General features: G+C 35.6%; 24 protein-coding genes, 1 tRNA gene and 1 pseudogene. 12 read left to right on the top strand and 14 right to left on the bottom strand.

Annotation, left to right across the window (positions count from 1 at the left end; translation table 11 throughout):
- Nucleotides 1–5: 5 nt before the first annotated feature.
- Nucleotides 6–794, bottom strand: a complete 789-nt coding sequence (gene dapF / locus ACEL90_RS01815; protein ID WP_006279822.1) for a diaminopimelate epimerase — start codon at nucleotides 792–794, stop codon at nucleotides 6–8.
- Nucleotides 775–1,362 (bottom strand): nitroreductase family protein, encoded by a 588-nt coding sequence (locus ACEL90_RS01810; RefSeq protein WP_006279823.1) that lies wholly within the window; start codon nucleotides 1,360–1,362, stop codon nucleotides 775–777. Before ACEL90_RS01810 ends, dapF begins: the two co-directional genes overlap by 20 nt.
- Nucleotides 1,363–1,447: 85 nt before the next feature.
- On the opposite strand from ACEL90_RS01810, the gene ACEL90_RS01805 reads away from it, so the two are divergent.
- The 6 genes from ACEL90_RS01805 (at nucleotide 1,448) to petA (ending at nucleotide 7,208) form a co-directional block, all read left to right on the top strand.
- Entirely contained in the window at nucleotides 1,448–1,975 is a 528-nt protein-coding gene (locus ACEL90_RS01805; RefSeq protein WP_338481770.1) for a biotin transporter BioY, read from the top strand.
- Nucleotides 1,972–2,373, top strand: a complete 402-nt coding sequence (locus tag ACEL90_RS01800) for a DUF1284 domain-containing protein (protein ID WP_423349129.1) — start codon at nucleotides 1,972–1,974, stop codon at nucleotides 2,371–2,373. The genes ACEL90_RS01805 and ACEL90_RS01800 overlap by 4 nt, the downstream gene beginning before the upstream one ends.
- A gap of 164 nt (nucleotides 2,374–2,537) precedes the next feature.
- Nucleotides 2,538–3,413, top strand: coding sequence for a tetratricopeptide repeat protein (locus tag ACEL90_RS01795; RefSeq protein WP_423349128.1), 876 nt, complete (start codon nucleotides 2,538–2,540; stop codon nucleotides 3,411–3,413).
- Between the two features lie 275 nt (nucleotides 3,414–3,688).
- Nucleotides 3,689–3,761, top strand: a tRNA-Val gene (locus ACEL90_RS01790).
- 52 nt (nucleotides 3,762–3,813) lie between these two features.
- Nucleotides 3,814–6,516 (top strand): DNA topoisomerase (ATP-hydrolyzing) subunit A, encoded by a 2,703-nt coding sequence (gyrA, locus tag ACEL90_RS01785; RefSeq protein WP_423349127.1) that lies wholly within the window; start codon nucleotides 3,814–3,816, stop codon nucleotides 6,514–6,516.
- A gap of 92 nt (nucleotides 6,517–6,608) precedes the next feature.
- Nucleotides 6,609–7,208 carry a ubiquinol-cytochrome c reductase iron-sulfur subunit gene (petA, locus tag ACEL90_RS01780; protein ID WP_423349126.1) on the top strand — a complete coding sequence of 200 codons (600 nt, stop codon included), beginning with the start codon at nucleotides 6,609–6,611 and terminating at the stop codon, nucleotides 7,206–7,208.
- Between the two features lie 9 nt (nucleotides 7,209–7,217).
- Here petA and priA read toward each other — a convergent pair whose 3' ends face one another.
- On the bottom strand, nucleotides 7,218–9,542 hold the full coding sequence (priA, locus tag ACEL90_RS01775; protein ID WP_423349125.1) for a replication restart helicase PriA: 2,325 nt from the start codon (nucleotides 9,540–9,542) through the stop codon (nucleotides 7,218–7,220).
- A 162-nt stretch (nucleotides 9,543–9,704) separates the two neighbouring features.
- Between priA and ACEL90_RS01770 the strand changes: the two genes are divergently transcribed.
- On the top strand, nucleotides 9,705–11,489 hold the full coding sequence (locus ACEL90_RS01770; RefSeq protein ID WP_423349124.1) for a hypothetical protein: 1,785 nt from the start codon (nucleotides 9,705–9,707) through the stop codon (nucleotides 11,487–11,489).
- A 72-nt stretch (nucleotides 11,490–11,561) separates the two neighbouring features.
- Here ACEL90_RS01770 and thyX read toward each other — a convergent pair whose 3' ends face one another.
- The 6 genes and pseudogenes from thyX to acpP form a co-directional block, all read right to left on the bottom strand.
- Complete coding sequence (gene thyX / locus ACEL90_RS01765) at nucleotides 11,562–12,416, bottom strand: FAD-dependent thymidylate synthase (protein WP_423349123.1); 855 nt, start codon at nucleotides 12,414–12,416, stop codon at nucleotides 11,562–11,564.
- A gap of 9 nt (nucleotides 12,417–12,425) precedes the next feature.
- Nucleotides 12,426–13,703, bottom strand: a complete 1,278-nt coding sequence (gene murA / locus ACEL90_RS01760; RefSeq protein WP_423349122.1) for a UDP-N-acetylglucosamine 1-carboxyvinyltransferase — start codon at nucleotides 13,701–13,703, stop codon at nucleotides 12,426–12,428.
- Between the two features lie 155 nt (nucleotides 13,704–13,858).
- Nucleotides 13,859–14,683 (bottom strand): annotated as a pseudogene (locus tag ACEL90_RS01755) (CPBP family intramembrane glutamic endopeptidase).
- Nucleotides 14,684–14,805: 122 nt separating this feature from the next.
- Nucleotides 14,806–14,931 carry a hypothetical protein gene (locus ACEL90_RS01750; protein ID WP_423349121.1) on the bottom strand — a complete coding sequence of 42 codons (126 nt, stop codon included), beginning with the start codon at nucleotides 14,929–14,931 and terminating at the stop codon, nucleotides 14,806–14,808.
- On the bottom strand, nucleotides 14,932–16,203 hold the full coding sequence (fabF, locus tag ACEL90_RS01745) for a beta-ketoacyl-ACP synthase II (protein ID WP_010082030.1): 1,272 nt from the start codon (nucleotides 16,201–16,203) through the stop codon (nucleotides 14,932–14,934).
- 13 nt (nucleotides 16,204–16,216) lie between these two features.
- Nucleotides 16,217–16,477, bottom strand: a complete 261-nt coding sequence (gene acpP, locus ACEL90_RS01740) for an acyl carrier protein (RefSeq protein WP_006279836.1) — start codon at nucleotides 16,475–16,477, stop codon at nucleotides 16,217–16,219.
- Between the two features lie 145 nt (nucleotides 16,478–16,622).
- On the opposite strand from acpP, the gene ACEL90_RS01735 reads away from it, so the two are divergent.
- Together ACEL90_RS01735 and ACEL90_RS01730 are read left to right on the top strand one after the other, a co-directional pair.
- Nucleotides 16,623–17,630 carry a polyprenyl synthetase family protein gene (locus tag ACEL90_RS01735; RefSeq protein WP_423349120.1) on the top strand — a complete coding sequence of 336 codons (1,008 nt, stop codon included), beginning with the start codon at nucleotides 16,623–16,625 and terminating at the stop codon, nucleotides 17,628–17,630.
- Nucleotides 17,623–18,564, top strand: coding sequence for an FKBP-type peptidyl-prolyl cis-trans isomerase (locus tag ACEL90_RS01730; RefSeq protein ID WP_423349119.1), 942 nt, complete (start codon nucleotides 17,623–17,625; stop codon nucleotides 18,562–18,564). Before ACEL90_RS01735 ends, ACEL90_RS01730 begins: the two co-directional genes overlap by 8 nt.
- Nucleotides 18,565–18,632: 68 nt before the next feature.
- Here ACEL90_RS01730 and hslU read toward each other — a convergent pair whose 3' ends face one another.
- Both hslU and hslV read right to left on the bottom strand, forming a co-directional pair.
- On the bottom strand, nucleotides 18,633–20,123 hold the full coding sequence (gene hslU / locus ACEL90_RS01725) for an ATP-dependent protease ATPase subunit HslU (protein WP_423349118.1): 1,491 nt from the start codon (nucleotides 20,121–20,123) through the stop codon (nucleotides 18,633–18,635).
- 1 nt (nucleotide 20,124) lies between these two features.
- Nucleotides 20,125–20,679, bottom strand: coding sequence for an ATP-dependent protease subunit HslV (hslV, locus tag ACEL90_RS01720; protein WP_006280198.1), 555 nt, complete (start codon nucleotides 20,677–20,679; stop codon nucleotides 20,125–20,127).
- A 115-nt stretch (nucleotides 20,680–20,794) separates the two neighbouring features.
- On the opposite strand from hslV, the gene gshA reads away from it, so the two are divergent.
- Entirely contained in the window at nucleotides 20,795–21,955 is a 1,161-nt protein-coding gene (gene gshA / locus ACEL90_RS01715) for a glutamate--cysteine ligase (RefSeq protein ID WP_423349117.1), read from the top strand.
- Between the two features lie 3 nt (nucleotides 21,956–21,958).
- Here gshA and ACEL90_RS01710 read toward each other — a convergent pair whose 3' ends face one another.
- From ACEL90_RS01710 to ACEL90_RS01700, 3 genes are all read right to left on the bottom strand, one after another.
- A complete protein-coding gene (locus tag ACEL90_RS01710; protein WP_423349116.1) occupies nucleotides 21,959–22,756 on the bottom strand; it encodes a hypothetical protein in 798 nt (265 codons plus the stop codon).
- Nucleotides 22,757–22,826: 70 nt separating this feature from the next.
- Nucleotides 22,827–23,774, bottom strand: a complete 948-nt coding sequence (gene hemH / locus ACEL90_RS01705) for a ferrochelatase (protein WP_007548918.1) — start codon at nucleotides 23,772–23,774, stop codon at nucleotides 22,827–22,829.
- On the bottom strand, nucleotides 23,775–24,719 hold the full coding sequence (locus ACEL90_RS01700; protein WP_423349115.1) for a hypothetical protein: 945 nt from the start codon (nucleotides 24,717–24,719) through the stop codon (nucleotides 23,775–23,777).
- A gap of 113 nt (nucleotides 24,720–24,832) precedes the next feature.
- Between ACEL90_RS01700 and ndk the strand changes: the two genes are divergently transcribed.
- Together ndk and recR are read left to right on the top strand one after the other, a co-directional pair.
- Nucleotides 24,833–25,252 carry a nucleoside-diphosphate kinase gene (gene ndk / locus ACEL90_RS01695; protein WP_182309846.1) on the top strand — a complete coding sequence of 140 codons (420 nt, stop codon included), beginning with the start codon at nucleotides 24,833–24,835 and terminating at the stop codon, nucleotides 25,250–25,252.
- Nucleotides 25,253–26,152: 900 nt separating this feature from the next.
- Nucleotides 26,153–26,758: a recombination mediator RecR gene (gene recR / locus ACEL90_RS01690; RefSeq protein WP_423349114.1), complete on the top strand. Its 606-nt coding sequence runs from the start codon at nucleotides 26,153–26,155 to the stop codon at nucleotides 26,756–26,758.
- Nucleotides 26,759–26,761 lie beyond the last annotated feature (3 nt).

Genomic DNA, 26,761 nt, shown 5'->3' with positions numbered 1-26,761 from the left:
TAGGGTCACAAAAACCCTATATCACCGGTCATGAATACGTTATTTGCCCATTCGATTAATAACTTGCCTCCTGGTAAATTTACTGAAGTCTGTTGGGCAACCAGATATCCACGTAGTGTGGATGCAACAAGTGCTGCACAGGCTGCACTACCGCATGATGCAGTAATGCCTGTACCTCTTTCCCAAACTCTTAAAGCTATTTCTCCAGACTTTTCAACTTGTGCAATACTAACATTAATTTTCCGAGGAAATAATGCGTGATTTTCTAGCTTTGGTCCTAAATTTCGCAATGGTATTTCACTTATGTTATCAACAAAAAAAACTATGTGAGGATTGCCAATATTTACTGCAACAGGATCTTTTAGCATTTCAAGCTCTATAGGTAAGTGAAGAGTGTCACACTCAGTAGACAAGGGAATTTCATGCCATTTTAGCAAAGGTTTACCCATGTTAACCTTTATGGATTTATCACCCACTTTAAAACACTCTAAAATGCGTTTGCTTGTTAGCTCAATAATGGAGTATTCAGCACCTTTTTCTGACATTATCAAATATCCAACACAGCGTGCTGCGTTTCCGCACATTTCAGCTCGACTGCCATCAGCATTATAGATATGCATAAAACAGTCTGCAGCATTAGACATTGTTATAATTATCACTTGATCACAACTGCTTTGATCAGCAATTTGCCTATGGTTCCAGTCTAAATTGTTTGTTGAACGTGAGTCTATGATAACGAAATTGTTACCAGTGCCGTGCATTTTGATAAAATTTTCAGAATTTTGGCCACTCATCATAAAAAAATATTTCTTCTATTGGTCTTCTTTTCTTCTTACTTGTTTCAGCACCCTCTTCTTCGTAACCAACCGCTATCACTGACATTACGTTAAAGTCATTGGGTATATTGAACTCTTTCACTATTTTATCTCTATCAAATCCACCCATTTGATGGGCCATTAAGTTCATAACTGCAGCTTGTAACATAAGTCCATAATTTGCTGCACCAGTATCATGATTAGCCCAAAGATTTTCTCCTTTACCTTGTTTACGGAAGTTTTTAGCACTTAAAGATATGATTAACACTTGTGCATCTTTTGCCCATTTTTGATTAGATTCATCAAGGCAATTTAGCAGCTTTTCCCATGCGCTTTGATTGTTCTGTTTGTTGCATATTACGTATCTCCAGGGTTCATCACCAAAACATGAGGGAGTCAGCCTTACAGCTTCCATTAAAATATCCATGTCTTCCTGAGATATTGCTCTTGTAGGATCGTATGAACGTCCGCTGTGTCTTGCTTTCATCAACGATAATAGATCTTGTTTACTCATCATTTTTAATTTAATAGTGCATAAATAATTCATTGTAGCACAATATAAGCAAAATTTAAATTGCAAAACCTCTCATACACATATATTACATTTAATAAGTTATTTTTATTGGGAAGGTATGTTTATAACACAATCTAGCAGCAGATCAACACTGGCTGAAATATTGTCTTGCATTTTACTTTTATTCTTGATGGCTCAAATAAGCATACCATTGCAGCCTGTGCCTATCACATTGCAAACTTTAGGAGTAATGCTTATTGGGCTTAAATTTAACCGCAGAACAGCATTTTATTCTGTGCTTACATATCTATCACTTGGTGCAGCAGGATTGCCTGTTCTTGCGAATTTTTCTGGTGGTTATCACATTTTTCTCGGACCAACAGGTGGATATTTAATTGGCTGTTTAGCTGCCGTTATGGTAATGAGCAAAGTAAATGAATTACTGAACTCTAAGTATAAATCATTTGTGTGTAATTCTTTAAGTTGTCTGGCTGGTACAGTTATAATCTTTATTTGTGGTGTTAGTTGGCTTGCTGTTTACTTGGGTCTGAGACAAGCAATAATGGTGGGTGTTTTGCCGTTTATCCTTCCTGGTTTGATAAAAATTTTTCTACTTGTAGCAGCTTTGCAATATTTGAAAAAATGATAAAATTCCGCCCTCATCATTTCATGTGCACCCTCGCGTTTCGGGGATATGGGTATTCTCAGGGTTTTGTAGAAAATTATAAAAAGATAGCAAGCAAAGTAATTAGTACTCAAATCGAAGTAGTTGGTAACCTTGATAGTATCTGTAGTGCTTGTCCAAATCAGACTAAACAAGGTAAATGCACCACACAAGCTAAAGTTTTAGAGCTAGATAGAAGGCATATGGAAATTTTAGGAATTAAAATTGGCGAGACTTTGACCTGGAGTGAAGCGGTAGAAAAGATTAGGGAGAAAATGTCTTTAGAGAAATTCGAGTACGCATGTGAGGGGTGCAACTGGCAGCCATATGGAATATGTAAAAATGCCTTTTTAAATTGTCATTCCTATAAAGGTAGTTGACAAAATGTTAAGATAAATCGAAGCATTTTTGTGGAAATAAAGCGAAATATGGAAGACAAAAGATAAATGCATTCTGAAAGGCTACACAGCATGTTCGTCCCGCTAATTAATAATATCTTTATTATTGTATGAGATAGGTAATTTAGCATTTATGAATTTGTAATGTGTTGCATATAGCTCAAAGAAATAAGGTTTACTGGTTACACGCTGCAGCCAATGCCACAACACTAGGACCTATGTTTATCTGCATGTTAATTTGCGTTGTGATTTTATGGAGGTCTTCTGTTACCTATGCTAGTGAAAATTTGGAGATACAGAAGGCCTTTGATAGTGTTGTCAAGCATATAAAAGCTGATAAAAAATATAAAGATCTTGATGTTATTGAGAGAAAAAGTGATAAATTTAACATCAAAATTGCGCAGAATTCTGGCAAGAGTTTTGACATATACTCTACTTTAAAAAAAGCAAGAGATTCCTTTGAATCAGGAGATAATGAAACAGCTATTTCTCTCCTTAATCAGATCATTGCAAAGTTTCCTTATCATAAAAATGCTTTAATTGGATTGGGAAATATTTATTACGCTAATAAAGAATACAAAAAAGCTGTAGAGATTTACACAAGACTGTTAAAAGAACACCCTAGTAACCCTTACATATTAAAAAATTTTCTGACGATAATCTCACAATATGGTCCTGATCTGGCGTTGAGTGAAATGTTAAAATTGTATGATATACATAAAAATTATGCTCCTTTATTAGCAAATTTAGGTCTGATCTATATGAAAAAGGAGGATTATGTAAAAGGTAAAGAGTATATGATAACTGCTATTTCCCTCGATGAAAACAATATTTTTTATACTTATAATTTAGCTGTTATTCTAGATAAACTTTCAGATTTTCAAAATGCTACAATATTCTACTTAAAGTTGTTAAACATGGCTACAACTTCGAAAGATGTGAGTGAAAAAATACCTTTATACAAAGTGACAGCAAGACTAAAATTTATAAAACTTCACAGCACGCACCCAAAGATTTCATAAGAGCTTATAGCTTACCTAAAGCTAATTTATCGTATCTGTTCAGCCAATGGCGTCAACTTAAGGACACATTTTAGACTTCTTTGTTGCAATAAAACAGAAACAAAAGTGCTGTTTATTGCACTCTTTGGATAATTTAATGATAAAAAATTTAGAGAGAAATTTTATACACAATCACTGATATTTTCCCTTAAGTTGACGCCATTGGCTGAACGGATACAATTTATCGCTATTTTTGTTTACAATAATAATATTGAACTATAGAATTACATCTAAAGGGGCAATTAGCTCAGCTGGTAGAGCATCTCGTTTACACCGAGGAGGTCGGCAGTTCAAGTCTGTCATTGCCCATTTGCTTAACTGAATGTTAGTATTATTAATTACTTCAATCAAAATATAGAAAATGCAGGATAATATAGTACCAATCTCAATAGTAAAAGAGCTGGAAGATTCTTATCTCTCCTACGCAATGAGCGTTATCATAAGCCGGGCTATACCTGACGTGCGGGATGGATTTAAACCTGTTCACAGGCGCATATTATATGCAATGTCAAGAGCTGGATTCGATGCCGGTAAGCCATATAAAAAAGCAGCTCGTATAGTTGGGGATGTAATGGGGAAATATCACCCACATGGTGATGCAGCTATTTACGATTCCTTGGTCAGGATGGCTCAAGATTTTTCTCTTCTTTTACCACTTATTGATGGGCAAGGTAACTTTGGTTCGATAGATGGAGATCCACCAGCTTCAATGCGATACACAGAAGCAAGACTTCAAAAAGTGTCACACTTTTTACTAAATGATATTGATGAAGATACAGTTAATTTTAGGCCAAACTACGATGGAAATGAAACAGAACCAGTTGTGCTGCCTGCAGAGTTTCCGAATCTATTGGTAAACGGTGCAAGTGGTGTTGCAGTTGGTATGGCAACCAATATTCCTTCTCATAATCTTGGAGAAATAATAGATGCTTGTATATTATATGTAGATAATCCTGAAGTTACTTTGGATGAGTTACTTGAAGTGATGCCAGGGCCGGATTTCCCAACTGGGGGAACGATTCTTGGAAGGTCTGGAATAAGATCAGCATTTGCAACGGGTCGTGGATCAATTGTTGTGCAAGGCAAGACTCACATAGAAGACCTGCCACAAGATAGGCAAGCAATAGTGATTGATGAAATACCTTACCAGGTAAATAAAGTAAAATTAATTGAGAAGATAGGTGAGCTTGTAAAAGAAAAAAGAATTGATGGCATAACAGAAATTAGGGATGAGTCCGATAAGTCTGGTATTAGAGTAGTAGTTGACCTCAGAAGAAATGCTGAAGCAAGTTTTATACTTAATCAAATATTGGGACTAACTCCACTAAGAAGTAGTTTTAGTGTTAACACTTTAGTACTCAATAACAACAGACCTGCTTTGATGTCGTTAAAAGAAATCATAGCTGCTTTTGTTGACTTTAGAAAAGAAGTGTTAATCAGGAGAACAGAATTTCGTCTAAGAAAAACGAGAGAAAAAGCTCATATATATATAGGGCTCTACATTGCGGTCCTCAGCATAGATGAAGTGATAAAAATCATCCGCGGTGCAAAAGATCCTGCGGAAGCAAGTAGAGAACTTTTAAATAAAGAATGGAAAACTTCGAATGAAATCAACACTATCATCGAGTTGATTTCAGATAGCGCAAGCTTTTTGAAAGATGGAGTGTATAGATTAACTGAGCTACAAATTAAAGCTATCCTTGATATGAAACTGCAGCGTTTAACAGGCCTTGAAAAAGACAAATTAGAAGCTGAGCTAAGTTCAATGATCAACCTGATAAAAGAATATATCGCTTTTCTTGGCTCAGAAGAGAAGTTGATGAAGGAAATAAAAAACAATCTACAAGAAATAAAGAACAGATTTGCTGTGCCGCGAAAAACTTCAATAGAGGAATCAGATACGGACATTGAAGCTGAAGATCTAATTCCACAAGAGGATATGGTGATAACCGTAACTATGAATGGTTATATCAAGCGTGTGAAGCTTTCTCACTACAGAACTCAGCGTCGTGGTGGAAAAGGAAAGCTAGGACAAGGATTAAAAGAAGAGGATGTAATCACAAAATTATTTGTTGGGAATACCCACACTAGCCTCTTATTCTTTTCTAATATTGGTCGAGTTTATAGATTAAAAGTTTATAAGTTGCCTCTTGCAGAACCAACTGCACGTGGAAGAGCACTTGTTAACATATTTCCGCTTAGCGATGGTGAAACTATAACTAATATCATGCCATTGCCAAGTGAAAATGACGAAAATCAAAACATAGTTTTTGCTACTGCTCATGGAAACATAAGGCGTAACTCTTTAGCGGACTTTCACTATATTCCAAGCAATGGAAAAATAGCAATAAAGCTCGATGAAGGAGACAAATTAATATCGGTTAAAGTATGCAATGCAATTGATCATGTTTTTCTTTCAACAAGATTCGGCAAAAGTATCAGATTTGTTGTAAGTGATGTGCGTCAATTTAAAAGTCGCAATTCAGATGGCGTAATAGGTATCAAACTTGCAAAGAATGACAGCGTGATATCCATGACCATATTAAATGGGATAGGTGTAGCAACAGAAACAAAAGAACTTTACTTAAAAGTTCCACTTGCAAAAAGACTGGGAACTGCAATTAATAACTCCATTGATTCTAAATTGGAAAAGACTTTGAATGATTTAGAAATAGATAACGAATTATTCTTAAAACTTGCAGTGAATGAGGAGTTTATATTAACTATTACTGAAAATGGCTTTGGTAAAAGAACTTCTGCGTATGAGTATAGAGTAACTAACAGGGGTGGTGTTGGTATCACCAATATTCTTACTACTAGCAGAAACGGTAATGTTGTTGCTAGTTTTCCAGTTGAGCAGGGTGATAATATAATGCTTATTACAGATAAAGGAAAGTTAATTCGCATTTCGGTCAATGAGATTAGAATTGCAGGACGCAGCACTCAAGGAGTCACTCTGTTTAAAACAGAAAGTAGAGAAAAAGTGGTGTCAGTAGCGAAAATTGAAGATCCTGATTCCACTGAAGATAGTATTTTTGAAGTTGAAAACTCTATCGCTTCTTAACCGTAGTATAGGTTAAACAAAAAGCGCAAGTTTTTGTTGATTAATACGCAGTATTTAAATTAAAATATATACTTATGGCTAAGTAAAGATCAATGGACAAAAAATTAACTAAAAATAAAAAACCACTGGCAGACAAAGAGGATAAAAAAACACCTCCTGTTAAAGATCTTACTAAAAATAAGAGTAGGAGAGATTTTATAACATTAACTACATGCGCTATGGCAGGTATAGGAGCTGCAAGCGGACTTTGGCCACTGGTTAAATCTATGAATCCTTCTGCTGAAGTTCTAGCAACTTCCACAGTGGAGGTGAATTTGTCTGGAATTCAGGAAGGACACGGAGTAAAAGTAAAGTGGCAAGGTAAACCAGTATTCATTCGTAGACGCACAAAGCAAGAAATTGAGGCTGCAAGAGCTGTGAATGTGAAGAGCTTGAGGGATCCTCAATTAGATGAGCAGAGAGTATACGAAGGAAAAGACGAATGGTTAATTATGCTTGGAATATGTACACATCTTGGGTGTATACCGGTTGACCACGCTACAAGAGATGGTAATGGTTGGTTCTGTCCTTGTCACGGTTCATATTATGATACATCAGGCCGAGTGATTGGGGGTCCTGCACCGAAAAATATGGCTGTACCTGATTATTTTTTTCCCAGTGAGAATGTTGTGGTAATTGGCAAGAAGGCTTAACGGAACTCGTTAAAAAAAACTCACAGGATCAACATCTATTATCACTGCAATACTCGAATTCAAGTTACAATTTTTAATCCAATATTTCAGCTTTTTTTGTATAGATAAACTGTGTTTATTGTGTATTTTTAATAATACCCTATGCCGATACTTATTATTTAAAAAATTTATTGCTGCTGGTGATGGGCCAAGAATTTCAAATTCCTTTCTGTCTACACCTACATTTTTTTCCTGGATACAAGTAGTTAAGCTACTTGGATAACAAAGAAGAGATTTTACTATTTCATTCGCTGCTTTTTGTGTTGCAATCTGATTCTTACCACAAATTATAAGCGCTATTAATCTGCTAAATGGTGGCATTTTGGCTTCGCGTCTTGACTTAAGTTCGATTTCATAAAATGAGTCTCTTTTTTGATGCAGCAATGCTTTTATTATTGAACTTTCAGGATTATTAGTTTGCACTATTACCATTCCTTTTTCATTAAACCTTCCTGATCTGCCTGCAACTTGGTGCAATAATTGATACGTCTTTTCCGCTGCTCTTAAATCAGAATTTTCGAGGCTCAAATCTGCATTTATTACTCCAACCAAAGTTAATTTGGGAAAATTGTGCCCCTTAGCAATTATCTGTGTGCCGATTATAATGTTCACCTCTTCCTTTAACACTAAATCAATGATGTTACTAACCGACTTCTGATCGCTGCTTATCATCGCAGTTTTTGCGTTTGGTATTAATTTCACCATTTCTTCAAGTAACCTTTCAATTCCTATGCCGTAGAGGGACAATGGCTGTTCACTTTGGCAATTAGAGCATTTTTCTGGAAGTTTCAATTGATAAGAGCAGTGGTGGCACAAAAGAGCATTTTTTTTCTTGTGATATGTAAGCCAAACAGCACAATTTAAGCAGGAAATTTTATATCCACACTTTTTACAAATTGCCAGTTGTGCATACCCTCTGCGGTTTAGAAAAAGCATAACCTGCTGTTTTTTCTCTATGGTTTGTTTGATGCTTTCAAAAAGCTCAGAGGAGATCCATTGCTTGTTGTTCCTCATATCTACTACCTTAATGAGTGGCAATTCTGCACCACCAAATCGCTTAGTTAGCTTTACATGATTGTAATTCCCGTTTTTAACATGATGAATCGTTTCAAGCAGTGGAGTAGCTGATGATAAAATAATCGGAATATTTTCAAATTTGGCTAAGATTATCGCCATATCTCGAGCATTATATATAATTCCCTGTTCTTGTTTAAAAGATGAGTCGTGCTCTTCATCAACGATAATCAATTTTAGGTTTTTATAAGGCAAAAAAAGCGCTGACCGTGCACCAATAATTATCTGCGCATTTCCATTTGCTATATTGAGCCAATTATTCCGGCGAGTTTTTGGAGTGAGCCCTGAGTGCCATTCAACTAAGTTTTTTGATATCTGACCGCGAACACGATTTACCAATTGTGAAGTTAAAACAATTTCAGGTAGGAGGATTAAAATTTGTGTATTACCTTCTCCTGATGTCATTTCAACATATTCTGGTGTCATACTAGTACGTGGCAAAGACGGTATGCTAAATGTTACAGTGGGTTTTGCCTTGAGTATAAAGGTGTCATTCAAGTAGCTGACACTGGAATCCAGGAATTTTGATTGTAAATTAGGTATTGGTTTTAAGTTAAAATAAACATTTGTAATGAGGTTATATGAAAAACTGGATCCCAGTGTCAGGCTACTCGGATGACACCCTCTTGGTAGACCAAAATCACAATGTTCGTACAGTTGTGTCTCTGGGCACTGGGATGGTAAAGTCTGAGCAGCATTTGGAACGGCAGTGTAATTCTTAATCAATTGTGCAATCACAGAGAGATAAACTTCCGTTTTTCCAGATCCTGTCTCACCGTCAAGCAAAGTCACTGAATACTCGTTCAAATTGCTGATTATTTTATCACTAGCTATCTGCTGTTCAGGGCTTAATTGGCAACTTATTTCACTTATTTCCTGCTTTTGTTCAACACAAACCAATTTATCTATGTGATTTACTTTTAACACTCCTCCCATTATCACTTTGGCAAGCATACCAATAGGTATTAAATTGTATTGTGCAACCCACTCTGCAAATGCAATCAATTTTGGTCTAATATTTGGTAAATCAATTTTTTGCTCAATAAATTTTAATTCTCGGTTACTTTTATCACTGTATTTCCAAACTATTCCGATTAAGCGTTTTTTGCCAAATGGCACCACTACGTAATCTCTAAGTAAAATCTCAGTATTTTCCTCAATTGCATATGAAAATAACTGATCAATTGGAAGTGGTAGTAATACGTCAACTGTTTTTGCCATAGTGATTGAGTTTAACATTGTTTTAAAGAGCTTGTAACTTTATTAAGCTTGGCAATATAGATGAATCGGTACAGAGAAAATCTTAACGTTTAACACATTTTTCATAGTACAGACCGTATGATTGATAAATAAAATGATTTATAGAATTTGTGGAGGCTACCAATGGTCAACGACAAGATTACTTTGAACTTTGAAATAGAAAAAGGCGAACCTATAGATCGATACTACTTTTCTGCACATATAAAGCTTACAGATGAAAGCAAAAATCTTTTGCGCGAGAAGCTTGGCAGTACAATTCAATTCGATAATCTAGATGATCACTTCAATCTTAACCATGAGAATTTTTATATCTACTACAACAAATATAGTGAGCACAATGGTAGAAGTGAGCTACACGTTAGGGATGATAACGGTAAATATTTAACCTCCAATCTTCCACTTAATTACTATGGATTCTCAATGGAACTATCACCTGACGGAGCGTCAATTGCAGATTATGGTTTTTATCCTCTGTATGCAATCTATAACCCAAATCACTATGATAAAGCAAAGGAAAAAGTATTTGATGATCACGGTGAATTGTCACCAATTGCATCAAATGTGTTAGATAATTTTTTAAGCAACACAAATAGCTTAACCACACAAGATATATTACAAAATGTATTCTCACAACTGCAGAAGAAAGCTGATGAAGAAGCAGAAAGATTGGCAAGAGAGAGAGAAGCAGAAAGACAAAGGGAGGAAGAGTTAAATGAAAAGAACGAGGAGTTAAAAGAACTTGTAGAAAAGGATGAGATTAAAATATTCAAAGTGGTAAAAGGTAATGATTTAGGTAATGGGCATTCAGCAGTAGTTTTACAACTTGATGGGGAAGAAGGTGACAAGATACCTCTCGACTCTAGTAAATACTACATAGCAGAGTATAGACACCACCCAGAATGGGAAGGCGATGAATATTTAAATTTTGTTAGCCCTGATAGTGATATGCTGGTTAATTATGAAAACTTATTTTTTGTGCTCAATCAAAGCTCCTACTCAGACTTTGAAAGTGGGTTTTATTCAGAAAACAGAACCGATCCCCATAATTATGCTAAATATTCAAAGGAACCATATTTGAGTGGTGACCAGCTATCTGAAAAATTATCTAATGAATTGGAGGAAGATAGCAATCAGATAGGTACTGAATTTACAATTGATGATGAGCAAGTAGACGAAGAAGTTGTGGTAGAGAGTGAAGCCAAGTCTGGGGAGAAAGGAACGGTTGGTGAGGATAACGCAAAAAATACTATACAGGAAGAAGAATCTAACTATATAGATCAAATGCAAGCGGATGATAGCAGCAGTTATAAACCAGCTTTGCAAAGCAATCGTGATGATTATGCTGATACGAAAAAAGCTCTGCAGGAAAAATTGCATGGAGATGAAATACACAAGCAAAGTAATGAGAAAGCTCAAAAAGATATAGAAGTAAAAAAAGTAACTGTGGAAACTGACGGTAGCAGTAATAAGACTGAAAAACAAACAAAACCAACAGAAGATGAACAAGAAACTGTTATGGCAAGTGTGATAGAAAATATGGATAAAAATTCTGATATTGAAGCAGAAACTTCTAACAGTGTTGCAAATTCACAACATCCCTCAAAAATAAAGACAGGAAGTCCTCTTGAAGTGGGAAAGTATAAGGTGGAGCTGCAAGTGACATATGATGATGTAAAGAATTTTTATGATACCGTACGTGGTAAATATCATGCTGGCGATGGATATAACTACGAACAAGTAATGGTTTTATATAATGAAATTGTTAGGCCCGCTCACAATCATCATTACGAGCTGTTTACTCTTGATGAAGCACATGTTGCTAATGATCACCTGTTTATCAAGGGTCAGGATTTTGGAACTCTAAATGATTTTAATGAGATGTTCTATAAAAGTGATGAGTTAATGTGATGTAAAAAGCAAGATTCAATCTGGTGAACGAGAGTTAACTGACAGAGGAGATTGACACGTATGCCTTTATCTTTAAGATTGTTTATCAAGTATAGACATCAGCTCGCCCCATTCTCTTTTACCAATATTACTTTCTTCTCTAGTAACGTTTTCCCCTTTAATTAATTTGCGAATTATTTCTAGACCAGTTCTTGAAATACAGGCTGATTCTAGGCAATATTCAACAAAGGCATTGTAGGCCAGTGGAACCCATTTTTTTATTATATCCAGCATAACTTCTGCATAAACTCTGATTTCATATTGGGCATGCTTATCAGCTCTAAGCTTCAAAAAATGAAGGAGATTATGCAGATCTATTTTCCAATAAAATTGCGTGTAGTAATTAAGCATTAGGTTAGTTCTGGCAATTTCTCTTGCAAGCCCCTGCTCAATAGATTTTTCATAATGAGAATATACTAAATTAGAGTCATTTGTTAGAGAATCTATTATTTCCTTTGAGGTATCTGGATCAAAAGCTTCCCCGCTACCTTGTTTATTATTGTCAGATTGTTTTGCAACTTGTTCTGGTTTAGGTGTATAAAATTCATTATCAAGTATTGAATACCTTGCTGAATATTCATTCACATTTGCAGTTCTATGCCTTATCCATTGCCTTGCAACAAAAATTGGAAGTTTCACGTGAAACTTAATTTCACACATTTCAAATGGAGTTGTATGATGATGTCTCATTAAATACTTTATAAGTGCTTCATCCTGACTTATCTGTTTTGTTCCCTTGCCATAAGAAACACGAGCAGCTTGAACTATAGCGCTATCAGAGCCCATATAATCCACTACTCGAATAAATCCATGGTCTAATACCTTATGTTCTTCATATAAGATTGCATCTATTTCTTTTACTATAGTTCGTTTGGTTGCTTCATTCATAAAATATCCTCAAGACGAAATGGAGATATCAGCTCCACATGAATTGAGTTTTTCATGCATTGCTTCATATCCTCTCCATAAATGATGTGAATTGTTTATTATAGTTTCTCCATCGGCTACCAAAGAAGCAAGCACCAAAGCTGCTGTTGATCTTAAGTCAGTAGCATATAGATTAGCTCCAGATAAGCTTTTTATTCCACTTATAGTAGCTTTGCTTTTCTCGATGCTGATATTAGCACCTAACTTTCTCAATTCATCTGCATGTGTAAATCTGTTTTCAAAAATGTTCTCTTCAATTACTGATATCCCATCAGCGATGCACATTGCAGACATCAGTTGTGGTTGCATATCACTGGGAAAATTGGGATATGGATCTGTCGCAACGTTAGCAGACTTAATAGAGCCATTTTTTCTGGAAATAACAATGCCTCCATCATACAGTTCAACCATAGCTCCTATAGTCTCCAACTCATTTGTAATACACCTTATATCAGATAGATTTATTCCTTCCAACTCCAACTTACCACCGGTTATTATAGCAGCTAGTGCATAGGTGCCTGCTTCTATGCGATCTGGTATTATTTTATGAACACATCCATTTAGTGCTTCAACTCCTGTTATTATGACCTTTGTATTATCAATTTCAATATCAGCACCCATTTTCTTCAGAAAATCTATTAAATCAAGAACTTCCGGCTCAGTTGCAGCATTGTTTATTGTTGTCACTCCTTCTGCAAATGTTGCTGCCATTATTACATTTTCTGTTGCGCCAACACTTATTTTCTCAAATGTGATTTCTTTTCCTTGTAGCTTTCCTTTCACTGTTGCAATTATATTATAGCCGTCAATTTCAATTTTAGCTCCCATTTCTTCTAATGCTTTAACATGCATATCAACGGGACGCTTTCCAATGTTGCATCCACCAGGAAATGCTGTTCTCGCTTTGCCAAATCTGCTAAGCATTGGACCCAATATTAGAAAAGAAGTTCTTAGCTTACTTGCGGTTTTATATGGCATCACGTAATTGTTGATATTGCTGCAGTCAATTTTCAAAGTATGGTTCGCTTTATAATTTTTATTGTGCATAAAGTTCACTTCTGCTCCAAGACTTTCAAGCAACTTAGACATTAGATGCACATCAATTAAATCAGGTACATTATGCAAAATTACCGGGGAGCTACTTAATAGACTTGCTGCCATTATTGGTAAAACAGCATTTTTTGAGCCATTAATCTTGATTTTTCCGACCAAAGGTTTGTAGTTATTTCTTATTAATATCTTGTGCATTTAATTAGATATAAAGTATAATTCATTAGTTTATTGAAGTCTTACTAAGTATAATAGATTGACCGTAAAAGGCAAAATTTGCTTTTTCTTCCTCATCATCCCAGTGTCATGCTACCTGCATGACACCTGATGCGAATTGCCCCCGAAATTTTATACTATGAATTACTCAAATGACGCTCTCGAGCTTTATCAAACCAAATAACACCAATTGCAACAATGAAATAACCAGCTGCTCCTAATGTAAGGCGAATTACTGCATCGAAAGTTGACAGAGGAGGAGACGGCATTAGAATGCTCAAAACACTATACACAAGATTATTTGTTGCATGAGCAATAGTTACTGGCCAAATCGAGTTGTCTTTTTCAAACAACTAGGTAAACATTATAGACATTGCACAAATATAAAGGGTATAAGCACAAATAGTCGGGAATGTAAAGCCATCCTTCCACAAAGCTGAGCCAGCAACCACATAAGTTGGTATGTGCCATACTGACCAAATAATACCGACAATAATTGCTCTGATATAAAAATTTGATATTTTGCTTTTAAGATTTTTTAAAAGATAGCCACGCCAACCGATCTCTTCACCAAGAGACATAATGATCCACATCACAAAGGTTGATAATAAAACAAATAACATCACCAATAGACTCAAAACTGCACTCAAATCCTTTACACGGTCTAACGTAAAAGACTCTCGGAAAAATGAAAAACCGCAGTAAATTGACAAAAGACCATTGGAAATTAGCATACTTACCAGAATAAGTATAAACCCTAATAGACAGTTTTTTGGCGAACTAAGTTTAAAAAGATCCCTTACCTTCTGTTTATTATAAATGGTTAGCAAAATTGCAACTGAAGCCGGAACAAATGTTGCTAATAATGTTATGTCTTTGAAAGGTAAGCACCAAGCTATAATGCACGTCAAAAAATATGTAATTACAACAAATAATGTACAGTTAATAGTGGTTAAATTCATGCATACGCCCACCAATTCCTTTTCTGCATTATTGATCTTTATTCATAAATTGTCAATAAAATACTTCTTCAGGGATGAATAGAATATTTTTTCTTTTTGAATTGCTATTGATAGTTTAATTTTTATATGTATTCCCTTTCACAACCGTTTGTCATCCCAGCACGTGCTGGGATGACAGTAGGAGAGCTGCTTGCATGACAAGAGGAGGGTACTGGAATGACAAGAGGAAGACACTGGGGTGACATCAACTAAACTTGTCCAAATATGAGCGATGCATTAGTGCCACCAAAACCAAACGAATTAGAAAGTGCATATTGAATTTTATGCTCCTGAGCTTTAAACGGTACAAAATTTAAATCACATCCTTCTGAAGGCTTGTGTAAATTTAAGGTTGGCGGAATAATTCCATTATTTAACGCAAGAATACTGAATATTGCTTCAACGCTCCCTGCAGCACCAAGTAAATGTCCTATAGAAGATTTAGTTGAAGAAACAGGTATTTTATAAACGTAGTCACCGAATAACTGTTTCATTGCTATTACTTCAATTTTATCTCCAAGTGGCGTTGAAGTTCCATGTGCATTGATATACCCTACTTGATTGGGATTAATTTGTGCGCTCTTTAAAGCAAGCTGCATTGCCTTAAATGCGCCTCTTCCTTCTGGATGTGGTGCTGTAATGTGGTGCGCATCTCCTGTGAGTCCGTACCCAACCAGTTCAGCATGTATTTTTGCCCCCCTTTTTTTCGCATGTTCGTATTCCTCCAGCACCAATATACCTGCTCCTTCACCCATAACAAAACCATCGCGTTCTTCATCCCATGGCCTTGAAGCTTCTTCCGGTTTATCGTTAAATTTAGTTGATAACGCCTTCATAGATGCAAAACCTGCAATTCCAACTCTACACAGTGCACTTTCTGCTCCACCTGCAATCATAACATCCGCTTCACCAAGTTTTATAGTTCTTGCTGAGTTTATGATTGCATGCGCACCTGTTGCACATGCGGTTACTGCTGAATCGTTTGGACCTGTAAATTCGTATTTAATAGAAATATGGCCAGATATCAAATTTATTAGACTTGCAGGGACAAAAAATGGACTGACACGTCTGGGCCCTTTTTCCTGCATGGTAATAACATTTTCCTGAATTGACGGAAGACCACCTATACCAGAGCCAATAGTCACACCAACACGTTCCCGATTGATATTTTGGCTTTCCAAAATTAATGAATCATCTACTGCCTGAATAGCTGCTGCAATACCGTAATGGATAAAACGATCTGTCCTTTTTGAGTCTTTCTCAGAAATATAATCTAGTGGATTGAAATGGTGCTCAATGTTATCTGATTGCAACGGCACCTGCCCTGCAATTTTGCAAGCAAGATCAGAAGAGTCAAATCTATCCGTATTGATTGCTTTTATGCCAGACTCACTTTTTATTAGCCTTGACCAAGTGTTGTCAACATCTGCCGCTAGTGGAGTGATTAAGCCAACACCAGTGACTACTACTCTTCTGCTCATTTAACACTAACTATTAGCCTTTTTTATTATTAATGTACTCAACTATTTGCTCCATAGTTTCCATTTTTTGTGCGTCTTCATCTGGAATTTCTATTCCAAACTCTTCTTCTGCTGCCATGATGATTTCAACTGCATCTAAGCTGTCTGTACCATGCTCCGAAAGCTTTGAAGAGCTGTTGAATTTCTCTACATCCTTACTAATATGCTCTAGTATAATCTTTTTCACTTTTTCTTCTATGTCTTCTCTAGTGCTCTTTGCTAGTTCGCTATTCACATTTCTTACCAAAAAAATAACCTATTCTTTGATGTTATAAAAAATTTTTATGTTTGCAATATCTTTTATAACTGGTAAATTACAGTAAAGTTTTCTACTGCCCTAGCTGGCTAGCGTTACGTGCTAAACAGTTAACAATTCAAAAATGCTAGACGAAACAACAAAAAATTTGCTTATTGTAGAAGTAAATAAACTCTTACCCGAAAATAGCGAGAATAAGCTTATATCAGCTATGCGTTATATACTCCTTGCTCCTGCAAAACATATACGCTCCTTTTTAGTCGTAGCTTCATCGCGAGTGTTTAACGCGGAAGCTAAAAAAGTAATATCAGTTGCTGCAGCAATTGAATTTGTTCATGCTTACTCTCTGATTCACGATGATTTACCGTGCATGGACAACAGCGATACTCGCAGAAGCCAGCTAAGCTGCCATAAAAAATTTGATGAAGCAACAGCAGTGCTTGCCGGAGATGCACTACTTACTCTGGCTTTTGAGGTATTATCTTCGTTAAATGAGAAACGCTGTGAGATCATAAAAGTTCTTTCTCAGGCAATAGGAATTAGGGGAATGGTGGGAGGACAGGCTTTAGATATTAACAGTGAGCATATAGATTTTAGCCCCCAACCCTCTGTCATTCAAGTAGCGGACACTGGGATCCAGAAGGCTTTGCCTACAAGCATTTCGTGCAAAAAGCCATGCGATAGTGGAGCTGAACATGAAATGGATTCCAGTGTCCGCTACTTGAATGACACCCTTTCTACCTTAAAACTACAACATTCGTACGGCTGTATGTATGACGCTGGAATGACGTCGGGCCAAGCTGATAAAATAAAAGAAATTCATTTGATGAAAACCGCAAAACTATTTGCAGCTTCATGTGAAATAGGTGCTATAATCGGGGGTGCTACAGACAAGCAACGTAAAGCGTTATATAACTATGGAATAAATCTAGGGCTTATCTTTCAAGCTAAGGATGATATTGAAGACTACGAACAAGATAAAACAAATAATCTTATGTCTGTGCTTGGTAAAAGTGAAGTAGAGGACTATATAGACGGCCTCTTTAAACAAGGCTTGGATAATTTGAGTGCGCTTTCAGGGGATACTAATTATTTATATGATTTATTGAATCAAGTAAAGAAAGATGGTTAGAAAAATTATATTACAAATGCTTATTTCCGTAGTAATGATTCTCACTTTAACTTCTGCTTTTGTGTTTACTATTGTCTATATAAACAAAGGTAAACCGGAAAAAAAGGACAAGCTTTATGAGATAAATGCCACGCATGGTGGTTTGATACAGACGATAGCACATTACCTAGTGAAGCCAATACTTGAATCAGCACTTGACCGCTATATTGAAAAGCATGGGCTGACAGAATATTTAGAAGAAATAACGCAGCAAAAGGAAGAAGATTTAATAAATTTTTATGAAATTACTGAAGGCAGTGGCAGCAAGGCTTTTTGTGGCCTGGAAGTCCTATTGCAAATATATAAAATTTCTAATAATAACTCAGCAACACTCCCTAGCAAAGTTTCTGATGTTACTTTGAAAATAGGTCAAGATGACCTAAAAGAAGTGAGTTTAGGGGTAATAGGTATGAAAGAAGGCGGAGAGCGTGTAGTTACTATTGCCAATGAGAACAAAATGAATTTTAATTCTTATTACGTCAAACTGATCGAAGTAAAGGATAAATATCCCGACTCAGTAAATAATCTGATGGTTTTTAATGACTTAATTAACAAGACTGGAAAACAAGTAAGGTGCAGTGATGAGATATCGGTTAAATATAGCGTAAAGGAGCATAATGGGGAATATATAGTCAAAGATCAAACAGTGCAATTTAGGGTTGGCGATAAAAAAATACCACTTGCTATAGAGCTTGGAGTTGTGGGAATGAGAGCTGGTAATAAAAGAACTATTCTTTCTCCGCCTGACCTTTTGACTATTACTGACGATATGTTAATAAAAGACATAGATTATGATGAAGAAAATATCTCAATAATTGACTTAAGCTTAGATGTTAAGCAAGAGGTCGCAGCACACCATTCTACTGTTGAAAAACAGCCTAAAGAATATAGCTGAAATTTTAGGTCTACTGGCTAATCTTCTGAACACTCTCTATACTACTTAAAGTAGGCTTTTCGTTTTTCCTAAAGTATAAACTTAGATAAATCAAGCTGCTTCGAAATTGACTCAAGTTTATCTTTTACATACTTGCTGTCTATAATGAATTTTTCGCTATTTTTCTCAGAAGCAATGAAACTTATTTCATCTAAAAGCTTCTCCATGACAGTGTGAAGCCTTCTTGCGCCTATATTTTCCACTTGCCTATTAACTGTAAACGCTATTTCAGCTATGGTTTTTATACCATCATCAGTGAACTCAAGTGTCACATTTTCTGTTTTCATTAAAGCTATGTACTGCTTTAACAAACTAGATTCTGGTTCCTTTAATATTCTTATTAAATCCTCTTGAGTAAGTGCCTTAAGTTCTACCCTGATCGGTAATCTGCCCTGCAATTCCGGTAAGAGGTCAGATGGTTTAGACTGATGAAAAGCACCAGATGCAATAAATAATATATAGTCTGTTTTTACATGGCCATACTTAGTTGTAACAGTTGTTCCTTCAAGTAATGGTAACAGATCGCGTTGCACTCCTTCTCTGTTTACTTCACCTTTTACTTCTGTACGCGCTGCAATTTTGTCTATTTCATCCAAAAATACTATACCGTCATTACTAACAAGATCAATGGCTTCTTTGATTATCTTATCTTCATCCATTAGCCTTTCTCTTTCTTCATTAATTAATATTTCACGCGCTTCTTTTACCCTCACCGTAATAGTTTTTGTTTTTTTGCTCCTGTTAAACATCTTGCCCATTATTTCTGTTACATTCATCACACCAACTTGCCCACCTGGCATGCCTGGTATATCGAAAGTAGGTAACATACTCTTGCTCTCTCTGACGTTAATAGAAACTTCTCCGTCCTCAAACTCTTTATTCCTCAACCTTTCTCTAAAAATTTTTTTACTCTCTTTGGTTGCATTTTCGCCTACCATAGAGTTTACTATTGTTTTCTCAGCTAAAATTAAAGCCTTTTTAGCTAAGGCTTTACGGGCTTTCTCTTTAACTAAAACTATTGCTGCATCAACTAAATCGCGTATTATCGAATCAACGTCACGTCCAACGTACCCTATTTCAGTAAACTTCGTTGCCTCAATTTTTATGAACGGTGCACTGGCAAGTTTTGCTAAGCGACGAGCTATTTCAGTTTTACCAACCCCTGTATGACCGATCATCAATATATTCTTAGGTATGATTTCATCACGCAATGGAAATGGAACCTGATTGCGACGCCAACGATTTCTGAGCGCAATAGCAACAGCACGCTTTGCATCATCCTGTCCGATTATGAATCTGTCCAATTCTTTAACTATCTTCTGTGGTGGCAGGTCATCTAACAAAACTTGAGTGCTGTCATTAACTTGAACATCGCTGTCATTTGAATCAAAACCACTCTTAGTATCTTTACAGAGGTTATCTTTTTCATCGTAGGTGTCACTACTACAAGACCGCCCTTCTGAAAGGGTTATGGGCTGATTGGAAAAATTGGTGCATAAAGTTTTTTGCTTGGAAGACATATCACTCCTCTATCTTTTCAATAACTACATTATGATTTGTATAAACACATATATCGCCAGCTATCTTCATAGCCTTTTTCGCAATTTCCTCTATTGATATTCCTTTAATGTCAATTAAAGCTCTTGCTGCAGATAGAGCAAAATTTCCCCCAGAGCCAATAGCTGCGACTCCATCTTCAGGTTCAAGAACATCACCTGTTCCCGTAATTACTAATGAAATAGATTTATCTGCAACGATCATCATAGCTTCTAATTTCCTCAGATATTTATCCATTCTCCAGTCTTTTGCAAGTTCAACACATGCTCTCATTAATTGCCCTGGGTGCTTGTCAAGTTTAGATTCTAATCTTTCAAAAAGAGTAAATGCGTCGGCTGTTGCCCCGGCAAATCCAGCAATTACGGAATCACCAGAAAGACGCCTAACTTTTTTTGCTCCAGATTTTATAACAGTGTGGCCCAGTGAAACTTGTCCGTCACCTATTACTACTACACTTTTATCTTTTCTAATTGATAAGATAGTAGTGCCATACATTTTATTGTTATCGTGTTGAATCATTTTTCTATCACTTTAAATAAGAATCTCATTATACTTTAATCTTTAGTCAAATTTACTAAATATGTTCAACTATAGCTTATAATATAATACCTTCCTTATAACATTTAAAGTGCAGATGCAAAACATAGTTCACCCAGATTCGGAAAAAAGTATAAATAATTGGTTCGAAGCGAAATTTAATGGCCTTACATCGCCATTTTATAGCTCTATAGATCTTAGAAACTCTGGCTATAAAATCGTTCCAGTAGACGCTAATTTATTTCCTGCGGGGTTCAATAACTTAAGTGAAGAATCAAGAACGATGGCAGCAAGATTGATAAAAAGCTATTTTAAAAGACATCAATACAAAAAGGTTCTTATAATACCGGAAAATTATACACGCAATAAAATGTATATAGAAAACGTATTTGTTATAGAGAAAATACTACAACTCGCAAGTTTTGAGACTAGAATTGGCCTTTTATATAATGAAGTATACAATTTAATAGAACAGTATGAAACTGTTGTGAAAGAAAACTCTCTGCTAAAGACAACTTCAGGATTTGTGCCTGATGTTATTATACTGAACCGTGATATGACGAGCCACATTCCAGACACGCTGAAAGACGTAAAGCAAGATATAGTACCAAGCCCACTATACGGTTGGCATAGCAGGCAGAAATTTAAGTATTTTGAAATCTATCAAGAATTAGCATCTGAGTTTTGTGGCAAATTTAAAATAGACCCATGGCTAATTTCTGTGCTTACAGAGAGCTGTGATGGAGTTGATTTTGATGATGATTTGTCACTAGGAGCAGTAGCAACTAAAGTTGACCAAATATTATCTCTAGTGCAAAAAAAATATGAGGAATATGAAATAAAAACACAACCTTACGTTTTTATCAAAGCAAGCAATGGCACATATGGGATGGGCATTATAACAGCAACAAGTGGAGAGGAAATATTAAACCTCAATAAAAAAAAGCGTCATAAAATGAAAAAGATAAAAGAAGGAATAGCAATCAATAGCGTTATTATACAAGAAGGTGTACCAACCATTGACATGTTTAAAAGCAGTTCTGCAGAACCGCTAATATACTATATAGGAGATACTCCAACATGTTACTTATACCGATGTAATAGCAGAAAAGATGTATATTCTAGCTTGAATGCCACTGACTGTGAGTTTCATGATGTTAGCCAGGTTGTAGAAGGTAAAATTCTATCACTTTGGAGTATTGTTAGCAAATTAGCAGTACTAGCGTTGGCAGTAGAAATAAAATCTTTTCATCCCTAATTCCTATACCTCTACAGTGCTGTCATTAGAATGACCGTTTATATTATGAACATCATCAAGTTCAGTGGAAGGATCATCATTGACAGGTTGTTGAAACAATTTGTCAAGCTGAACTGCAAGAAATACTGCACTATATATTATGCTGACTGTTACGCTTAAGTTGAAATTATAGATTATACCATTACCTAAGTTTATTGGTATAGTTGGAGTCCCTATCCTTCTTAATATGAAGTTTAATAAACCTAACGACAAAGTTAATGTGCTAATAATAAGGTCCTTCTTACACTCAGCAGACTTTTCAGGATCCTTATTATCCGGATATTTCTTGCATGTATAATAATAGCTTATAGGTTCTGAAATGAACAAAAATAGGATCGTTGAGGTTAAGTTAATATAACTTATTATGTCTGTATTGCTTCCAGTGCAAAAATGGATGATTTTCAACATCATTAGCGCTTCTATGGTGCTGCTTGCAAGATTAGCCGATTTACCCACAATTTTTGCCAGCTTTTTTTTACTCTCAGGGTTTCTGTAATCCTTAATTAGATCCTGTAGAGTAAATGCAGAATGGGCAATGTATAGAATAGATGTCGGAAACTTTACTAGTCGAGCAACATTCCGTATAAGAAGGATATTGGATCTATTATTGTCAATGAACTCGCAGCAAAATTGCAGTGAAATCTTACACAATAGGGCTGTTAAACCTGTTGTGATGCAGATTACCTTCCTGAAATCATGATCATAAATATCATGCACCCTTTGTGCGAGTATGTTAGATTTCTTTTTTAGCTTGTTTGGCATGAAATAGTTAATAACTTCCTGTTACTCTATCACATAAAATCCTAAAAGAAAAGCCCTATGAATCAGGACTTTAAGGGAGATTTATGCACAAATCGGCTAAGCATTTTATAAACAAGGGATCGGTACTGAGAGTTGGCACACGAAAGTAATATCCATCCTTGATAATTGCTTTATATTCTATATCAAGTTCAACTAGAGTTTCTGAATGCTCAGAAACAAAAGATATAGGTGATAGAACTACAGGTACACCATCAGCTTTTGCGCGTAATAGCTCACTTTCAGTGCTTGGCTCTAGCCATTTTACAGGACCAATCTTACTCTGATAACATATTGACCAATCTAAGTTATTGATAGCTAACTTTTCTACTATTAACTCTACGCTTCTTTCTACCTGTGAAGCGTAAGGGTCGCCCTTTTTAATGATACTAAGAGGTAAGCTATGGGCTGAAAATAGGACTCTTGGTTTACCGATTTTTCTAGCCAATTTATAGTACTTAGCTATCAGATTAGTGTGAGCTTCAATAAAATCTTGGTTATCATAATAACGGTGAATCATTTTTGTATTGCATTTTAGGCCATACCGTTTAGCATTTTTTTGCCAATTCTCGATGGATGACAGAGTTGTGGTAGTTGAATATTGTGGATACAGTGGCAGCAGAATTACTTCGTCAGGATCAAACTGTTTTACACTTTCAATAACTTCGTCAGCAAATGGACGCCAATAGCGCATGCAGATGAATACCTTGTGTACATGGTTTCTATTTTCGTTTAATTTTAGTTCTAAAGCATTAGCTTGCATTTTTGTATTCTCTAGAATTGGCGATTTACCTCCAATTTCCTCGTATATTTTTCGTGCAGTATTTTCTCGTTTCGCAGATATAAACTTTGCTAAAAGAAACCGAAAGGGATTCGGTAGATTGATTATTCTCCTGTCATAAAAAAGGTTGAATAAAAAAGGACGGACCGCATTTAGTGAATCAGGCCCGCCAAGATTAAATAAGATAACTGCCTTTTTCACCTACGCACTACTACAACAAGTTACTTCTGGGGTGCCTATAAAATTAGCTACACACTCATCAAATTTAGTTATAGGCACTAAATTTCTTACACTGGCATACAATAAGTGGCCTGATCTCTTCAGGTTACTCTTGGTGGATGTGAAGTTCCAATCGAAAAATGTATCGACAAGAAGACTTGATACCGTTTCAAGAAGTTCAACAGCAGCTAAAGATAGCATTATACAACTTTGCAGGACATTCAGAAGAACCTTGAGGGGAAAAAGTAAAACTTTAACGAAAAGAGAGGTGCTACTTGTTTCATCCAGTAGTTGCCCTGAGTTAGGCGAATTATACTCGGTGTGTTTTCTATTTTGATCAAAGATAGGAAATTTTATAGTATCTTTCTTAAATTCCGCGTCTATTTCTTTTCTACTATGGTTAGTGATTTTTTCCATTAACTTCTCACGCAGATGAAAAGTTCTGACAATAAAACATGTGGCAATCATTAAGGAAGCACATAAAAGTGCGCATTGCATGAGGCTCATACTGCCTAGCATAGCTGGCAGCGCAAAACAAACAAATGGCACTATGATAGCCATTTCAAGCAATGGAATAGTATTCCTTTTCATTGCAAAGGCAGCAGTATCTCTTAAAAATTTGTGTTGCTGGTTAAAGTTTTTTTCTTTTTGCTCTATTTCTTGTGTAGCAAAATTGCCATCTGTATCCTCAGCAAGTGCAAGCTTGGAAGCCTGTATGTTGTTACATCTTTCAATATTTTCCTTTTGTTGTACATGAGCAGATGAAGTGCATTTATATATGCTATATTCCAAATAACTTAAAAAGGCCAAATTAAAAGTTAAAAATCCTTTTGTTCCACAAAAAAGTGATGACTTAAAGTTACTTACTAATTTTTTAGTAGTAGATTCAGCTTGTTTAGTAGTGTTATTTTTACAACATTCACCCACACAATACCTCCTTGATGGTTTATTCTTAACTATAAATAAAAAACTACTTTTATCAAATCAAAATTTGCAATAAAATGAATCCATAAATATACAATTTTATATAAGGAAATAATATGGCAATTGAGAAGACACTTTCGATATTAAAACCTGATGCAGTAAAAAATAATATTACAGGCAATATAAATTCCTACATCGAACAATCTGGGCTGAAAATCACAGCACAAAAAATGATGTTACTAACAAAAAAACAAGCAGAGCTGTTTTATGAAATTCATAAAGATAGGCCTTTTTTTGGGGAATTAGTAGAGTTTATGACCTCTGGTTCTGTGGTAGTTCAAGTTTTAGTTGGTGAAAATGCAGTAAGTAAATACAGACAAATCATGGGAGCTACCAATCCAAAACAGGCAGATAAAGGCACAATCAGGGGTGATTTTGCTGATGATATTAGTGAAAATAGAGTCCACGGCTCGGATAGTCTAGAAAATGCTCGTAAGGAGATAGCTTTCTTTTTTGCTGAATGTGAGTTGGTGTAGTTAACTCAGATTGGCGTCATCCAAGTAGCTGACAACATAGAAACGAAAAAACTTACTTGACACCCTTTGCCAGCCCCCTTATCGTGAAACTGAAGCTATTGTATTTGCTTTCGCCAATCTGCAGATTAAAAGGTAAGGATTACTTAATGTATCGGCGTCTTATGTTCAATTTTTTGCAGTATATAGATACTGTATGTCTTTACAAAACTTCGTCTACATCTAGATTTTTATCTAAATAAGCTGAACGCGCTTATAAAGCGTTACAAGACATCAAAAAATGCCAATACTCGACAGAGATAGTAAAAGACTAGCTAACTCGGGGATTCTTTGTCTTTTTTTCTGCTTAGTAAATTTCTTAAACATTTGCAGCGTAGGTTAGTTGCAATTAAAAGCAGCTAAATCTTGCTTGTCAAGCGTTTAAAACATAAAAAACGCCAATATTTTAAAGCGGATAATAACCCCAGGGCTTCTTTTGCCTTTTTTTTATTCGGTAAATTTCTTAATATTTATAGCTAAAGTAATTTAAAAGTCCGTGAAGGGTGTCATGCCAGTGCTTGACACTGGCATCCAGTTTTCCATATAATCTCATCAAAAATGTTTATTTTCTAGCTACTTTTATACTTATCAACCCAGTATGCTTACTTACAATTAAAATTCCTGGATCCCAGTGTCTGGGCACTGGGATGACAAAGGAGAGCTACTAGGATGATACCTTTTTCTACTTAGTTTGGGTTATGCAAGAAGTCTATTATAATCAGGCTTTAAGTGTGCGGAAGTAATTTTTTGCGTTAGAGTAAAAAATTTTTTCTATAGCTAATCAAAGTGGATAAAGAGAAACTTACCACTTTCTTTACAAAGGGTTTGATGTTACCATTTGACTACCTATTCTGAATTTATTGGATGAACATTAACATAAAAAATCTAGTTCATGCTTTCTCTAAATTGCCAAGTTTAGGGCCATCATCATCACGCAGGTTAGTTATACATTTACTCCAAAACAAAGAAAAAGTTATGCTACCACTTACATCTTTGATTAAAGAGCTAGCAGATCTTATAATAGAGTGTGAAGTTTGCGGAAATCTAGATACTAAGTCACCTTGTTCTATTTGTACTAACCCAAAACGTGACACTAAGTTACTGTGTGTAGTAGAAGAATTAGGTGATCTATGGGCGTTTGAAAAAGGAAATATATATTCAGGTTTATACCATGTTTTGGGTGGCAGATTGTCTGCAATAAATGGCATAGGTCCAAAAGAACTCAACCTTGACACTATTCTGAAAAAAGTGACAGAGTCTAAAATTGAAGAGATAATTATCGCAATTAATCCGACATTAGAGGGCCAAGTTACTGCACAATATATAATTGAATTGCTAAAAAATTTGGATGTGAAAATATCACGCCTTGCTTGCGGCATACCAATGGGCGGAGAAATTGACTATCTTGATGAAGGAACGCTGAGGATAGCACTTACTTCAAGACAAGAATATGAGTTAAATATAAAATAAGAC

The organism is Wolbachia sp. wLmal, from assembly GCF_049435495.1.
Classification (GTDB): domain Bacteria; phylum Pseudomonadota; class Alphaproteobacteria; order Rickettsiales; family Anaplasmataceae; genus Wolbachia; species Wolbachia pipientis.
Note: the sequence above shows the minus strand (reverse complement) of the source record. Positions and strands in the feature narration are given on the sequence as shown.

Coding starts and splice junctions, on each gene's coding strand:
- ACEL90_RS01735 (WP_423349120.1), top strand. CDS start 16,623: ATGCTAGACGAAACAACAAAAAATTTGCTTATTGTAGAAGTAAATAAA.
- ACEL90_RS01710 (WP_423349116.1), bottom strand. CDS start 22,756: ATGCCAAACAAGCTAAAAAAGAAATCTAACATACTCGCACAAAGGGTG.
- recR (WP_423349114.1), top strand. CDS start 26,153: ATGAACATTAACATAAAAAATCTAGTTCATGCTTTCTCTAAATTGCCA.
- murA (WP_423349122.1), bottom strand. CDS start 13,703: ATGCACAAGATATTAATAAGAAATAACTACAAACCTTTGGTCGGAAAA.
- ACEL90_RS01805 (WP_338481770.1), top strand. CDS start 1,448: ATGTTTATAACACAATCTAGCAGCAGATCAACACTGGCTGAAATATTG.
- thyX (WP_423349123.1), bottom strand. CDS start 12,416: ATGAATGAAGCAACCAAACGAACTATAGTAAAAGAAATAGATGCAATC.
- gyrA (WP_423349127.1), top strand. CDS start 3,814: ATGCAGGATAATATAGTACCAATCTCAATAGTAAAAGAGCTGGAAGAT.
- fabF (WP_010082030.1), bottom strand. CDS start 16,203: ATGAGCAGAAGAGTAGTAGTCACTGGTGTTGGCTTAATCACTCCACTA.
- dapF (WP_006279822.1), bottom strand. CDS start 794: ATGAGTGGCCAAAATTCTGAAAATTTTATCAAAATGCACGGCACTGGT.
- ACEL90_RS01770 (WP_423349124.1), top strand. CDS start 9,705: ATGGTCAACGACAAGATTACTTTGAACTTTGAAATAGAAAAAGGCGAA.
- petA (WP_423349126.1), top strand. CDS start 6,609: ATGGACAAAAAATTAACTAAAAATAAAAAACCACTGGCAGACAAAGAG.
- hslU (WP_423349118.1), bottom strand. CDS start 20,123: ATGTCTTCCAAGCAAAAAACTTTATGCACCAATTTTTCCAATCAGCCC.
- priA (WP_423349125.1), bottom strand. CDS start 9,542: ATGGCAAAAACAGTTGACGTATTACTACCACTTCCAATTGATCAGTTA.
- ACEL90_RS01800 (WP_423349129.1), top strand. CDS start 1,972: ATGATAAAATTCCGCCCTCATCATTTCATGTGCACCCTCGCGTTTCGG.
- gshA (WP_423349117.1), top strand. CDS start 20,795: ATGCAAAACATAGTTCACCCAGATTCGGAAAAAAGTATAAATAATTGG.
- ACEL90_RS01810 (WP_006279823.1), bottom strand. CDS start 1,362: ATGAATTATTTATGCACTATTAAATTAAAAATGATGAGTAAACAAGAT.
- hslV (WP_006280198.1), bottom strand. CDS start 20,679: ATGATTCAACACGATAACAATAAAATGTATGGCACTACTATCTTATCA.
- ndk (WP_182309846.1), top strand. CDS start 24,833: ATGGCAATTGAGAAGACACTTTCGATATTAAAACCTGATGCAGTAAAA.
- ACEL90_RS01730 (WP_423349119.1), top strand. CDS start 17,623: ATGGTTAGAAAAATTATATTACAAATGCTTATTTCCGTAGTAATGATT.